Raw genomic sequence first — 13293 nt, 5'->3', positions numbered from 1 at the left:
CGATGCCATTCTCGCCGGGTGGATCGGCGCGCACAAAGAGTCCGACGTGCTGGCGCGCTGCGACGAGGCCGGCGCGGTCGCGGGCCCGGTCTACGACGTACCGCGCATCCTCGCGGACGGCCAGTACGCCGCCCGGGATGACATCGCGACCGTCGCCGACCCCGACGCCGGGACGCTGCGCATGCCCGGGGTGATCCCAAAGTTCACCGATACGCCGGGCGCCATCCGCCACGCCGGCCCGGCCCTCGGCGCCCACAACGGCGAGATCTACGGGGAATGGCTGCATCTCGGGGCCGCGGAGCTCGAACGCCTTCACGCTGAGGGGGTCATCTGACACGATGCGCACCGTCCCGACCGAGGCGATCACGGCGGCGCTGCGCGAGCTGTGCATTACGATCAATCACCGGATGGGCCCGGACATGCTCGCCGCCCTCGAGCGGGCCCACGCCGCCGAAGAATCCGCGATCGGCCGGACGGTGCTCGCGCGCCTGCTGGAGAACGCGCGGGTGGCGCGCGAGGAGTGGTTTCCGATCTGTCAGGACACCGGCACGGCCGTGGTGTTCCTCGACGTCGGGCAGGACGTCCATCTGACCGGCGGAGACGTGCAGGCCGCGATCGACGAGGGCGTCCGGCAGGGCTATCGCGACGGCTATCTCCGCGCGTCGGTCGTCCGCGCGCCGCTCCACCGCGAGAACACCGGCGACAACACGCCGGCGATCGTCTACACGCGCATCGTGCCGGGGGACCGGGTCACGCTCTCGATGCTGGCCAAAGGCGCGGGGTGCGACAACATGAGCCGTCTCGCGATGCTCACGCCCGCCGACGGCCGCGGCGGCGTGATCGAGTTCGTGACCCGCGCGATCGCCGAGGCCGGACCCAATCCGAGTCCGCCCCTCATCGTCGGGGTCGGATGCGGCGGCACGTTCGAGTTGGCGGCCCTGCTCGCGAAGCGGGCGCTGCTGCGCGAGGTCGGCGCGCCGTCGCCCGAAGCGGACGCCGCGGCCCTTGAGGCGGAACTGCTGCGGCGGATCAACGACCTCGGGATCGGGCCCGGCGGCTTCGGCGGTCGCGTCACCGCGCTCGCGGTGCACGTGGAGCAGCATCCGACCCACATCGCCAGCCTGCCGGTCGCCGTGAACCTGGACTGCCATTCGCACCGCGCCGGCCGGACGATCCTGTGAGCGATCAGATCCTCGTGACGCCGCTCGCGCCGGCCGACATCGAGCGGCTCCGTGCCGGCGACGAAGTCCTGCTGTCGGGTGTAGTCTACACTGCCCGGGACGCGGCGCACGAGCGGCTCGCCCGCATCATCGCCGCGGGGCAGGCGATGCCCGTCGACCTCCGCGGCCAGGTGCTCTATTACTGCGGCCCCACGCCCGCGCGTCCCGGCCGGCCGATCGGTTCCGCGGGCCCGACGACGGCCTCCCGGATGGACCCCTACACGCCCGCCCTCCTCGAACGCGGCGTGCGCGGCATGATCGGCAAGGGCCGGCGCTCCGCGGCGGTCAGGGACGCGATCCGGCGGTACGGCGCCGTCTACTTGGCGGCGGTGGAGGGCACCGCCGCCCTCCTCGGACGCCGCGTGCGGAGCGCCGAGGTCGTCGCGTTTCCCGATCTCGGCGCGGAGGCGATCTACCGGCTGGTCGTGGAGCAGTTTCCCCTCGTCGTCGCCAACGATTGCCGCGGCGGCGACGTCTACGAGGACGGCCGGGCGAAGTTCCGGCGGTAGACTCGACCGCAGTTCACGGGCGCTTTCGCGCCATCGCCTTGACACGGACTTGCGACCCCGTCCGTCGTGCCGCGCGATCCGCGGGGCATAAATGCCTATGTCCACCCGGCCCCTCCGGTGCGGCAATCGATCGTGACGAGGTGATGCATGCGAATCCAGCGAGTGACGGCGCTTCTCGTAGTGGCCCTCATCCTCCCCGTATCGGCCTCGTTCGCCTCCCCGGCCCCGGCGCCGGACCCGACCCTCGCGAACCTGTCGGCGCTGCGCGGACCGGCGTTCGACGTCGCGTTCCTGCGGGCCGCCGTGCCCGACGACGATGAGGCGGTCGAGCTGGCGATGACGGCCACGCTCTACGCCGATCACGCGGACCTGCTCCGGTGGAATCAGGACTTTGCGGAGCGCGAGCACGCCCAAATTCGCGAGATGCTCGCCCTGCTGGGAGAATTCGGCACCGGGCCCACGGAGCGCAAGGAAGGCGTCGCCACCGCCTCGGTCAAGAAGTTGCGGGCGCTGCGGGGCCCGGCGCTCGAGCGGACCTACATCGCGCTCATGACCCGGCACTTCGATCGTAGCATGGCGCTCGCGAAACTCGCCGCGCAGAGGGCCGACCGCCCGGCGCTGCGGACCTTCGCGACGAACGCCGCCGCGGTCGACCGGCAGGACGAGGGCACGCTTCGGGGCTGGCTCGCACGCTGGTATCACTGAGCGCGGCAGCCCCGCCGGAATCCGGCGGCCGCCGCGTATGACAAAGACCGCGCTACGGCGTTGAGACCGGCGCCGGCGCGACGGCGTGGTCGATCGCACCGTCGAATGTCTTCGCCACCTGCATGACGCCGTACACTTCCTCGGGCGACAGCCGCCGGAGGGCGGCGAACACTTCGTTGTGGAGCCGCACCGCGTCGGCCGCCCGGCCCCAGCGCGACGTGACGCGGGCGAGCAGGTAGCCGGCGATAATGACTTCCACCGTCATGCCGGCCCCGGTCGAGTGGCGGTAGGCGGCGGTGAGATAGCGGAGCGCGCGCTGCGGTTGACCCTGGGCCACCGACACCGCCCCGAGCACGATGCCCGCGCGCGCCACCTCGTCCGTGACGCCCGCGGCGTGACTGCGGGCCACGGCCTCCTCCGCGCTCGCCCGGGCATCGGCAAGCGCCCCGAGGGCGAGGTAGCAGCGGGCCAGCTCGGTCAAGGCGAGGCATTCGCCCCGGACGTCCGACAGCCGGCGGGCCATCGTCACGCTCAACCGCAGGTGTTCCAACGCCGCCTCCGGCCGGCCGGCTTCGATCAGGACCATCGCCCAGTTCTTGCGGACCCGGAAGACGGTCTCGAGGTCTTCATACTGCTCGGCGATCCGCAGCGCGAGCCGGTATTCCTCCGCGGCCGACTCGTACGCACCGAGGCTGTAGTGAATGAACCCGAGATTCATGCGTACCTCGGCGACCCGGGCCGGCGCGCTCGCCTCGAGCAAATCCAGGGCCTCGGTCGCCGCGGCGAGCGACTCTTCAAAATTTCCCAGCCGGAAGAGCATGGTGCTGAGGTAGGCCAGCAGCTCGCCGTGCAGCGCGGGCATAGGGCTGGAGATCGCTGGGATCAGCGCGAGGGCGGCGCGATACCGCGCCACGGCCTCGTGCAGCCGCCCCCGCAGGTGCGCCGCATATCCGAGCCCGCGCAGCCCGCGGCACTCGGTCAGCGGATCGCGGGCCCCGTCCAGCGCGTCGCGGAGCAGCCGCTCCGCCTCGGGCAGCCGGCGAAGGCCGAGCAGCGCCTCCCCCATGCCGAGCGTCGCGGCCGCCGCGGCCTGCGGCACGCCGCACACGGACCCAAGACGGCCGAGTTCCTCGAACGCGGCGTGCGCGGCGGCGTATCGCCGCTGATCCACGGCGGCCCGCGCCTGATCCCCGGCGGCGCGCAACGCGCGCGCGACGGTCGTCGCATCGAGTCCGGCGAGGAAGTACTCGAGCGGGCGGCGCAGCCGCCGGGAGAGATGCCGGATCGTGGACAAGGAGGGGCGCGCGCCGTCGTGCTCGAGCAGGCTGATGAACGCCTTGGTCAGCATGGGGGCCGCCGCCTCGGCCTGACTGAGTCCGAGCGCGAGGCGGGCCTGTTTCAGTAGTTGCCCGAAGGTCAATTGTGCCATTGCCGCGCGTCCCCGAACGTCAATGAGTCCTTGACTATTCAGCGGGGAAACGCGGCGATTCCTGCCGCACGCCGGTAGGCGGCCGTCCGGCCAGACGCAACCTACCCGGCGCAGCGCAGGCTCGTGTGGTGCTAGCCGCCCGCTCCGCTTCCGCCGTCGCTCGCCAGGACATGCGCCTGCGAATGGCCGGCGTGCAGGCTGCTTCCCGCGATTCCACCAAGCACGAGCAATACCATGGTCACCACGATCGCAAACATCTTCCGCATCCCGATCACCTCCATGGAGTTTTTAGCCGGACGGCCACGTCTGAATAGTTACGGACTCCTGCCGTGAAAGAGTGGACCTCCTGTCGGCCAGTGACATTCGCGCGGTCACTGCGAAGGTTGAGCCACGCTTTTCAGAATACCTACCAAACAAACGTACGATTGACGACCAGGAGAATGAGCCCGGCCGGGTAAGAAACGTGGAAACCGGTCACGCGCCCGCACGACGCCGGGATGCGATGTCTTGGGAGGAGAGCCGAGAAACCGTGACGTCGCGCAACGCCTCCGCGCAGGTCTTCGGCACCCGGGTCCGCGTCATGTTTGACGGCATGTCGGCGGACCGAAAGGCGCTCGCGCACCTCGGACCGTGGACCATCGCGGTCGCGGACGCGGTCCCGGGCGATCTTGCCGACGTCGAGCTGCGCGAGCGTCGCGAGCGGGCCATTCGCGGACGCCTCGTGACGCTCGTCCAGCCTTCGTCCCGACGCGTACCGCCGCCGTGCCCGCACTTCGAGCGGTGCGGCGGATGCCAGTGGCAGCGCCTCGACGGCGTCGCGCAGAACGCAGCCAAAGGTGCCTTGGTGGAACGTGCGCTCGCCGCGTCCGGGCTGGATGCGGTTCCGGTCGATGTCGTTCCCGCCGCGGACGGATGGGGATACCGGACCGCCGGCACGTACGTCCCGGCGGCGGACGGCCGCGGGCCGGCGTTGGGGTTGCACGCCGCCGCCGGACCGGCGCACGTCGCCATCGACGCGTGCCCGGTGCAGTCCCCCGTTCTTCAGAGGACGTTTGCCGAGGTGCAGCGGGCGTGGAGGATTCTCGCCCCGGCGCTTGACGCGGCGGGCGGGGGCGAACGGGTCTGCCGGCAGATTCGTCTTCGGGTCGGCGAAGCGTCGCAGGAAGCGGCGGTCGGCCTGGTGGTCGACGCGCCCCTCGCACCGCCGCTGCGCGACGCGATCCTGGACGCGCTGCGCCGGCATCTTACGGGCCTGGTGGAAGTCACGGTCAAGCGGGCCCGTCCGGCCGAGCCGGAACTGCGCTGGGGACAGGCGGGTGTGGTGGAAGCGCTCCTCGGCCGCTGGTACCACGTCCCGGTGTTCGCGCCGTTTCCGGTGACCGGCCGCGCGGCGTCCGCGGCCGTCACTTGCGCGCTCGACGCCTTGGAACTGGACGGCACCGCCACCCTGCTCGAGATGGATGCGGGGATCGGAGCCTACACGCTGCCCGCCGCCGCCCGGGCGAAGCGCGCCGTCGGACGGACGGCCGGGGAGCACCTCGCCGTCGCCCGGCAGAACGCGGCGTGGAACGAGGCGTCAAACGCGATCTTCGTCGATCGCGCGTCGCAGACGCTTTCGGCGGTCATCCGGTCGTACGGCCCGACCCGGCGGGCCCTCGCCCACGTGACGGGCGACCCCGTGCCCTTCGGCGCGCTGCACGAGGCGGGGGTGGAGCGTCTCGTGCTGGCCGCGACCTCGCCGGCGCGCCTCGCCGACGCGGCCGGGGCCGCGCACGCGGCCGGGTTTCGGCTCCGCTCGGTGACGGTGGTCGATACGCATCCGCAAACCAGCCGCGCGGACCTCTACGCGGCGGCGGACGCCCGGCGCGGCGTCTGGTCCGGGAGCTACGACGGCTCGAGTTCCGCGACGGAGCGGGCCGCTCCGCCGGCGGCGGACGCGGGGGGCGGCGTCGACGCGGCCACCGAGCGGCCGGTGAAGAGCCAAAGCATCAACACGCCGCCCATCGAGACGCCGGCCATAGCCCATAACGCTACCGGCGGCGACGCGGTGTCGGCAAGACGCCCCAGCGCGAGCGCGCCGATGAGACGCGTGCCCTGGACGAGCACCTGACGGTTGCCGAGGACGCGGCCGAGCAGCTCCTGCGGGGTCGTCTGCATGACGAGCGTGGCGTTGACGATGTACGAGAGCATGTTGCCGACCGCAAAGATAAACGTTCCCGCCACCAACCCGAGATACCACGGCGCGGACGCGAACACCGCCACGCCGAGACCGGCGATCAAATAGGCGACGACCGCCAGACCCGGCGTCGCCCACCGCCTCGTCAGCCCGGCCAGGACGAGCGCGGTCGCCAGTTTGCCCGCGCCGAGCGTGCTGTTCACGACCCCGTAGGCCGTTGGCGAGAGGTGGGCGGTGTGCACGATCATCGGCGCGCGAAGCGCTTCGAATGCGAGGGTGAGGTAGCCCGGCACGATCAACAGGGCAAAGTATCGCTGGAACGGCGTCCTCCATAAGTACCGGAGCCCCGTCGTGAGATCGGCGGTGATCGAGACGCGCCGCCTGGTACCGAGGCCCGCGCCCCACGCGAGCGGCATGAGGAGGACGCACGCGGCGCTCACCAGGAACGACCCGGCGTCGGCGAACATGACACCCGCGTAGCCCAGCGCCAGCACCGCCGCCGCTCCGAGGACCCCGCCGAGAATCTCCGCGACCCGCTCCGTCGTCTGGAACAGCGCGTTCACCGCCTGCAGCTCTTCCGCCGTCGCGATCGACGGCAGCAGCGCGTTGACGGCCGCGCGGAAGAACACGGAGCCGACGTTCAGAATTCCGAGCAGGATCAGCCCCGCGGGCAGCGACCACGGAAGCACAAACGGGAGGGCGGCCACGACCAGCGCCCGGCCGACGTCCGAAAACGCGACGATGACGCGGCGGTCCACCCGATCGGCGATGGTTCCGGCGAGAAAACTGAAGACCGCCTGCGCGACGTATCCCGCGCCCAGCGCGGCCGCCAGCGTTGTCGCCGACCCGGTGAGCGCGTACACCCAGAGAGTGATCGCGATGAAGAAGACCTCGTCGCCCAAAAAGGAGACCAGTTCGCCGCCCCACAGCAGGGCGAAGGCCGGGCGGCGAAGCACGCTGAGCCAGGCCGGCGCCGGACGCGCCGCGGGGAGGGCGCGGGGTCGAGCGCCCGCGCCGACCACCCGGCGCAGGGCCCGGACGAGCGCCGGATCGAACTGCGTGCCGCTGCACCGCTCGAGCTCCGCGAGCGCCGTCTCGCGACTTGCCCGCGGCCGGTAGACGCGGTCGTTCGTCAAGGCGTGGTAGGCATCCGCGATCGCCACGATCCGTGCGGCCAGCGGGATCGCCCGGCCGGCGAGGCCGTCGGGGTAGCCGGATCCGTCGTAGTGCTCGTGGCTCGCGCGGACGAGCGGGACGATGCGCGAAAGGCCGGCAATCGACTCGACCATGGCGGCGCTGTCGAGGACGTGGTGCTCCATCACGCGCCACTCATCGGGGTCGAGCTTGCCCGGCTTCTGTAGAATGGCGTCCGGAACGGCGACCTTGCCGATGTCGTGCAGCAGACCGGTCAGGAACGCGTCGTGCGCCAACCGCTCGCTCACTCCGGCGGCCCGGGCAATCTGTTTGGAGAGCTGCGCGACGTCCTGCGAATGCAGCCCGGTGCGCGTATCCTTCACGTCCATGGCGTCCGCGAGCACCGCCGTGGTGGCCAGCACACGACGCTCCTCCCGGCCGCTCATCGAACGCGGATGAAACACGTGGAGCACCACGCCGCCGGCCAACAGCGGCAGGGCGCTCAAGGCGACCCGGCTTGCGTGCGGCAGCCAGAGGCGCTCGATCGCGACGGTCGCGAGGACCAGCGCCACGGAGCTGACCAACGAGGTCCCCCACCCGTTGCCGACGACGATGAGCGCGCGTCTCCACGCCATCCGTTCGGTCCGGGCAATTCGAACGGCGACGAGCGGTGGCCGAACGGCCGCGTAAACGATCGCCGCGATGACTATGGGGACGAGCGTGCCGAGGCGGTACGGCGCATCGGGGAACTGCGGCAACCGGATCAGCATCACCGCCAGCACGCCGCCCGCGAGCGCCGTGCCCTCTTCCATCGCGCGGACGCCGCCCCACCGCTCCGGCTCCCCGACCGTCGCGGCCGCAAGACCGAAGAGACCGCCGGCCAGCGCGAGCTGCGGCCGGCCGAGGCCGAGCGCGACCAGCACGGGAACCACCAGCAGCGGGAAATCATCGCTCGGCGAAATCCGCAACGGGTAGGCCGCGAGCCACGCCACCGTCGCCGCGGTCGATGCCAGCAGCAGCAGATCGGGCAGCCGCACGTGCGTGCCGAGGCCCCACCGGGCCCAGACCACGGCCGGGAGCAAGAACAGCAGCCCGTTCAGGACGGCGATCCGCCGCGTTCGCGTCATGAAACCGCTTTGGGGTCGAGCGACCGGGCCGCATCGAGAAGTACCGCAGCGACCCGAGGGTCCAACTGTGTGCCAAACAGCGGACGAAGGGCTTCCGCGGTGGCCGCGTGGGTGATGAGACCGGGCCTCTCCGGCGTGCCGTACCGCAGTTCATCGTAATATTCGGCCGCGGCGAGCACCCGCGCCCCGAGGGCCGCCGGACCGCGCAGCCGCGGCGACAGTTCCGACCACGGGGTGTGGTGTTCCCGCACCATGTCGGCGACGATCGTGTCCGGATACGACGCGAGAATCCGCGCCCCGGCGACCGCGTGACCTTCCGGCGAGTCCGCCCGCCTGGCGGCGTCGATGAGGCCGATGTCGTGCAGCAGCGCCGCGGTGCGCCACGTCTCCACCGTGTCGGGAGAAACCCGCAGACGGCGCCCCATCTCGCCGACGAGATCGCTCACCCGCCGTGCGTGCTCCTGCGCGCCCGGAGCCGTCCGCTCCAGCGCGATCATCAACGCACGAACGATGTCCTGCACGGTCCGCTGCGAGGCGAGGAAGATGGCCAGTTGGGCCCGGCCGGGCGGCATGGTGACCGCCGACAGGGCCGTGAGAAGCAGCGCCGTCCACGGCGTTCGCCCGACCCCGAGGGCGATGGCGCCCAACAGAATCGGAAGCGGAGCCGCCAGCACCTGCGCGAGCGGATTCTCCGTCAGGCAACTCCACCAGTAGGCGAAAAATGCTTCGCCGTGACGCAGACGGCGGTACAGCGCGAGCAATGCGAAGTTTGTGGCCAGATACACGACCAGTATGACTAGGCCGGCCACGGTAAGTCCAACCAGCGGGTCGGGAATCTCGCGCAGTGCCGCGTGGCCGACCAGCGATGCAAAGGCGGCCGGATAGGCCCAGAAGACGGTGTTGATAAGCGCTCGCCAGGGTTCGTAGAGCCGGAATGCAAACACGGCAAGAAGCGTGCCAAAGGCGACCGCGAGTAGCGTGTGCAACGGGGACCACAGCAACATGAGGGTCACCAAGAACGCGACACGCGGCGTGCGTATCATCCCGAGCGGACTCGCAACAGGCGGCACGAGCATGGTCAGAGCGTAGACGACCGTCAGCGCAATGACCGCGGGGATATCGCGTGGTGCAAGCCGCGCCAGCGCGCCGATGTCAACGAGAAGACTGCTGAGGAGTGCGACGCGCAACCACGCCGGCGGACGGCGGTATTCCTCCAGCTCATCGGGGGCGCGAACGTTCAAGGCCACGATGGTTCGCAGCCAGCCGCGGACCATCGTGAACGCACCGGGGGATGAAACGACAAAACCTGGTCGGGGGTTGAGTGGGAGCATACTCAAGGCACCGGGAGCACCGAGCGCCCTGATTTATGCGCCGCCGTCGCCGTACATGGAACCACGTACGAGTGAGCTACGAAACCAAGTCCGTGCGTTGTGCACGTCACCCACTCGGTATGTAATTGTTCGCCGTCATCGCGGCGACTGCCGTGAATCCCCCTCCGTTGCCCGACGGGCACCCCGGGGATGTGCGGTATGGTAGACCGCCGTTCCCCCACCCGCCCCGACCAAGGTCTGTAGAAGTTCAATGCGGCTTGGCTCATTCCTGCCGACATTTATTTGAGTAAACCTCGCCAGGAGATTCTAGGCCTCCTGTGCGGCATCATCTCTCGCGGGCGATTTCTGCCCGCCGTGCGGGACCAATCGGCGCACGAGACGCGCAATAGCCGCGGCGTCCTCGGGGGGGAGGGTATCGAGCCGCCAGGCGATCTCGCGCTGCATCTCGGCGGCGCTCATGTCCGGCAGGCCCGTGCCGCGCGCCGGGGCGGCGCGCCGGCCCCGGCGCCGCTCGTCCATGGCCTCGAGAACCCGCCGGACCAGGCCGGCGGGCAACGATCGCGTGGCGATGTTGATGTAGTCGCGGTCCTGCCGCAGGGCGCCGGCGTCAAGACCCTCACTCGACGGGTCCGGTAACCCGTTGCTGCTCCCGTTGCTGCCCACGGCAGTGCCCCCGAAGCCGACCTGAGCGATTGCGGCGATTGTTGCGGCTATCCGGCTACCTGAACCCCTGCAGCATCGGCTCGACGTCGACCCCAGCCAGTTCCTGCGGCCACAGCGGCAGGCGCTTGACCGGGTCCTTGACGCGCGGGTGCCGGTAGATGACCCCGATGGGCAGCTTCTGCCGGCGGTCGAAGTCGCGGATCAGCGCGTCCGCGGCGTCCTCGCTGCTCGGGTCGTGGCCGTCGGGTACGGCTTCGACGTGCTCCCGAAACCAGTCGTAGGTGTTGAGCTTGTTGTACGTCACACATGGCGAGAAGTCGTTCAGCATCGCGAAGCCCGGATGCCGGACCGCCTCGACCATCAGCCGGGTCGTGGCCTTCGGATCGCCGGAGAACGACTGCGCGATGAACGTCGCTCCGGATGCGAGCGCGAGCTTGAGGGGATCGAGAAACGGCGGGTGTTCTTCGGAGACCTTCATGTGGGGCTGTCCCAGGCCCCACGACGGCGAGTCCTGGCCCTTCGTCAGCCCGTAGACGCCGTTGTCCATGATCACGAGCGTGACGTCCGGATCGCGCCGGCAGACATGGACGAAGTTCTCGACACCGATCGCGAGCGTGTCGCCGTCTCCGGCGAGGGCGATCACCTTCAAGCCCGGATTGGCCATCTTGGCGCCGAGCGCATACGCCAGCGCGCCGCCGTGCGTCCCGTAGAACGAGTTGCCGTTGAGGTAGTTGCGGATCTGCCCGGAGCAGCCGATGCCTCCGACGAGGAACACCTCGGACGGCGTGAGTTCGAGCGTAGTCAGCGCGGCCTTGAGCGAGTTCAGCACCGCGTAGTCGCCGCACCCCGGGCACCATTGGATGCGGTGCCGCGGCGTCGCGTTCTGCTCCCAGATCGACTTGGCCGCCTGACCCTGCTGCCCCACCTGCCCCGCCTGCCCCGCGCCAGCCGGGGCGCCAGTCGGGGCCTGCCCCGCGCTAGTCGGCGCGTCGGATGAAGACTTGGTCTCAGGCATCGAGCGTCACCTCGACCATCACGGGATCCTTGCCGCCGAGGCGGACCGTCCCGGCCCCGTTGCGGGTCACCTCGCGCACGGCGCGCACGACTTCGGACGGGTGCAGCGGACGCCCGTTATACTTGAGGACGCGCCGCGCCGGGATCAGGCAGTGCGCCTGGATGATGCCGGCGAACTGCCCCAGATAGTTGTGCTCGCAGACGACCACGGGGACGCCGCGATCGAGAAGCGGCTTCGCCAGGTTCGTCGGGAACGGCCACAGGTGCGTGAAGTGCACGACCGCCGCGTCGACGCCGTCGGCCCGCAGCCGCTCGCGCGCGTCCAGCAGGACCGAACGGGTCGACCCCCACCCGACCAGGATCGGCCCCTTCCCGAGCGTGCCGTAGACATGCGGCGGCTTTGCGTCGTGATTCAAATACTCCGTCATCTTGTGCATGCGCTTGTCCATCATCGCCACGCGCGTCGGGCGGTCCGTCGTGACGAACCCGGTCTCGTCGTGCTCGGTGCTGTTGACTTTCGCGATGACGCCGCGGGTCCCGGGAACGAGGCGCGGGGAAATGCCGGACTCGGTGAGGCGGTAGCGGGCATACCGCTCGCCCCGAACGTCCGCCTCGGTAGCGACGAACCGCTCGACCGCGTGCCCGTGGTTGCTGAAGACGTCCTCGCGCACCGTGGCGCGGCCTTCGCTCAGGTTCAGATCGGTCAGGAAGAACACCGGGCACTGGTACCGGTCCGAGAAGCGCACGGCGTCGTGGATCAGCGAGTAGCACTCTTCGATGCTCGCGGGCGCGAGCACGATCCGGGGGATCTCTCCATGCCCGCCGCCGGTGACCAGCCACAGGTCTCCCTGCTCGGGCTTGGTGGGCATGCCAGTGGACGGCCCGGCCCGCATCGCGTCCACGATGACCAGCGGCGTTTCGGTGATGCCGGAGACGCCGATCTCTTCAACCTTGAGGGACAACCCGGGGCCGCTCGTGCCGACCATGCTGAGCACGCCCGCGGCGCTCGCGCCGAGCGCGGCGCGGATCGACTCCCGCTCGTTGGCCCCCTGGAGGGCGCGACCGCCGTAGCGCGGCAGATGCCCCTCCATGAACTCGAGGATCGACGAGGCGGGCGTGATGGGATACCCCGCGTAGAACCGCACGCCGGCCTGAATCGCCCCGATCGAGAGCGCTTCGTTGCCGCCGATGTAGACGGCGGGGGGCGCCCCGGCGACCGGCTCCAGCCGGTAGCCGATGTCGTGCCAGCCGTGCTCCGCGAGGATCGCCTCCGCCGCGGCGCGGCCCCGGCGGGCCGCTTCAATGTTGAGATCGACGAGCCCGGCGCCCCGGCGGGCGAACCGCTCTTCGAGCAGGCGGCGCAGACGGGTCTCGTCTTGGTCAAACCCCAGGAGGCGGAAGAGGGCGCCCGTCATGACCAGGTTCTTCACGACTTCCTTCTTGAGATCTTGCTGCGCGATCTGGCGCGCCGGGATCGGGAACACCCGCACGCCGCGGGCCTCCAGGTCGCCGGTCGGGACCAGGCCGGTCGAACTGTCGTACAGAGCGACGCCGCCGTCGCGCAACTCGCGGGCGTGCCGGAGCAGCGTGTCGCGGTTGGGCTGGACCTTCGAGTCGGGGTTGATATCGTATTCGAGCCCGACGAGGATGTCCACGCGCGCGTCGCCCCACGAGAGGGGCGGTTCGGGCGCGATGACGACGGGGTCGTACTGGTGCGCGCCGAAAATCGTCGAGGCAAACCCGCGCTCGACGGCCATCACGTGAAGACCCGATCGCGTCAGCAGGCGTCCGAGAAGGTCCGTGATCGTCGAGACGCCGTCGCGAAGCTGCACACCCCCGACGAGCAGCTTCATTCGGTTGATCTGCATCGTGGACAACTGCCTCCGGTGGAACCGTGGGCGAAGGGCGAGGCGCAGCACCGGCGTCTCCCCCGAGCGTCGCGGCTCGAGTTCGCTAAGCCTCCAGTGGATCCGAGGTTCATCCCA

Annotated in this window: 11 protein-coding genes; 4 read left to right on the top strand and 7 right to left on the bottom strand. The window is 70.3% G+C overall.

Annotated features, from left to right (window positions below):
* From VGZ23_07950 to VGZ23_07935, 4 genes are all read left to right on the top strand, one after another.
* Positions 1-334: CoA transferase (locus VGZ23_07950; protein ID HEV2357526.1), on the top strand; the 334-nt coding region annotated here is incomplete at its 5' end.
* Positions 335-338: 4 nt separating this feature from the next.
* On the top strand, positions 339-1181 hold the full coding sequence (locus tag VGZ23_07945; protein HEV2357525.1) for a fumarate hydratase: 843 nt from the start codon (positions 339-341) through the stop codon (positions 1179-1181).
* Complete coding sequence (locus tag VGZ23_07940; GenBank protein ID HEV2357524.1) at positions 1178-1729, top strand: FumA C-terminus/TtdB family hydratase beta subunit; 552 nt, start codon at positions 1178-1180, stop codon at positions 1727-1729. Before VGZ23_07945 ends, VGZ23_07940 begins: the two co-directional genes overlap by 4 nt.
* Before the next feature lie 147 nt (positions 1730-1876).
* The gene (locus VGZ23_07935; protein ID HEV2357523.1) at positions 1877-2434 is read left to right on the top strand and encodes a DUF305 domain-containing protein; all 558 of its coding nucleotides are present in this window, start codon (positions 1877-1879) and stop codon (positions 2432-2434) included.
* Positions 2435-2486: 52 nt separating this feature from the next.
* Here VGZ23_07935 and VGZ23_07930 read toward each other — a convergent pair whose 3' ends face one another.
* From VGZ23_07930 to VGZ23_07900, 7 genes are all read right to left on the bottom strand, one after another.
* Positions 2487-3863, bottom strand: coding sequence for a tetratricopeptide repeat protein (locus VGZ23_07930; GenBank protein HEV2357522.1), 1377 nt, complete (start codon positions 3861-3863; stop codon positions 2487-2489).
* 131 nt (positions 3864-3994) lie between these two features.
* Complete coding sequence (locus VGZ23_07925) at positions 3995-4129, bottom strand: hypothetical protein (GenBank protein HEV2357521.1); 135 nt, start codon at positions 4127-4129, stop codon at positions 3995-3997.
* A 1618-nt stretch (positions 4130-5747) separates the two neighbouring features.
* The gene (locus VGZ23_07920; protein HEV2357520.1) at positions 5748-8300 is read right to left on the bottom strand and encodes an MFS transporter; all 2553 of its coding nucleotides are present in this window, start codon (positions 8298-8300) and stop codon (positions 5748-5750) included.
* Complete coding sequence (locus tag VGZ23_07915; protein HEV2357519.1) at positions 8297-9574, bottom strand: HD domain-containing protein; 1278 nt, start codon at positions 9572-9574, stop codon at positions 8297-8299. Before VGZ23_07915 ends, VGZ23_07920 begins: the two co-directional genes overlap by 4 nt.
* 363 nt (positions 9575-9937) lie before the next feature.
* Positions 9938-10294: a hypothetical protein gene (locus VGZ23_07910; GenBank protein HEV2357518.1), complete on the bottom strand. Its 357-nt coding sequence runs from the start codon at positions 10292-10294 to the stop codon at positions 9938-9940.
* 55 nt (positions 10295-10349) lie between these two features.
* Complete coding sequence (locus tag VGZ23_07905; GenBank protein HEV2357517.1) at positions 10350-11219, bottom strand: thiamine pyrophosphate-dependent enzyme; 870 nt, start codon at positions 11217-11219, stop codon at positions 10350-10352.
* Positions 11220-11301: 82 nt separating this feature from the next.
* Positions 11302-13227, bottom strand: a complete 1926-nt coding sequence (locus VGZ23_07900) for a 2-oxoacid:acceptor oxidoreductase subunit alpha (GenBank protein HEV2357516.1) — start codon at positions 13225-13227, stop codon at positions 11302-11304.
* Positions 13228-13293: the final 66 nt, after the last annotated feature.

The sequence above is a fragment of the bacterium genome, assembly GCA_035945995.1.
GTDB lineage: Bacteria > Sysuimicrobiota > Sysuimicrobiia > Sysuimicrobiales > Segetimicrobiaceae > DASSJF01.
The sequence above is the reverse complement of the archived record's forward strand: the minus strand, read 5'-3'. Positions and strand labels throughout refer to the sequence as shown.

Excerpts from the sequence above, each read along its gene's own strand:
- VGZ23_07945 (HEV2357525.1), top strand. The coding sequence starts at position 339 with ATGCGCACCGTCCCGACCGAGGCGATCACGGCGGCGCTGCGCGAGCTG.
- VGZ23_07935 (HEV2357523.1), top strand. The coding sequence starts at position 1,877 with ATGCGAATCCAGCGAGTGACGGCGCTTCTCGTAGTGGCCCTCATCCTC.
- VGZ23_07930 (HEV2357522.1), bottom strand. The coding sequence starts at position 3,863 with ATGGCACAATTGACCTTCGGGCAACTACTGAAACAGGCCCGCCTCGCG.
- VGZ23_07925 (HEV2357521.1), bottom strand. The coding sequence starts at position 4,129 with ATGCGGAAGATGTTTGCGATCGTGGTGACCATGGTATTGCTCGTGCTT.
- VGZ23_07920 (HEV2357520.1), bottom strand. The coding sequence starts at position 8,300 with ATGACGCGAACGCGGCGGATCGCCGTCCTGAACGGGCTGCTGTTCTTG.
- VGZ23_07915 (HEV2357519.1), bottom strand. The coding sequence starts at position 9,574 with ATGGTCCGCGGCTGGCTGCGAACCATCGTGGCCTTGAACGTTCGCGCC.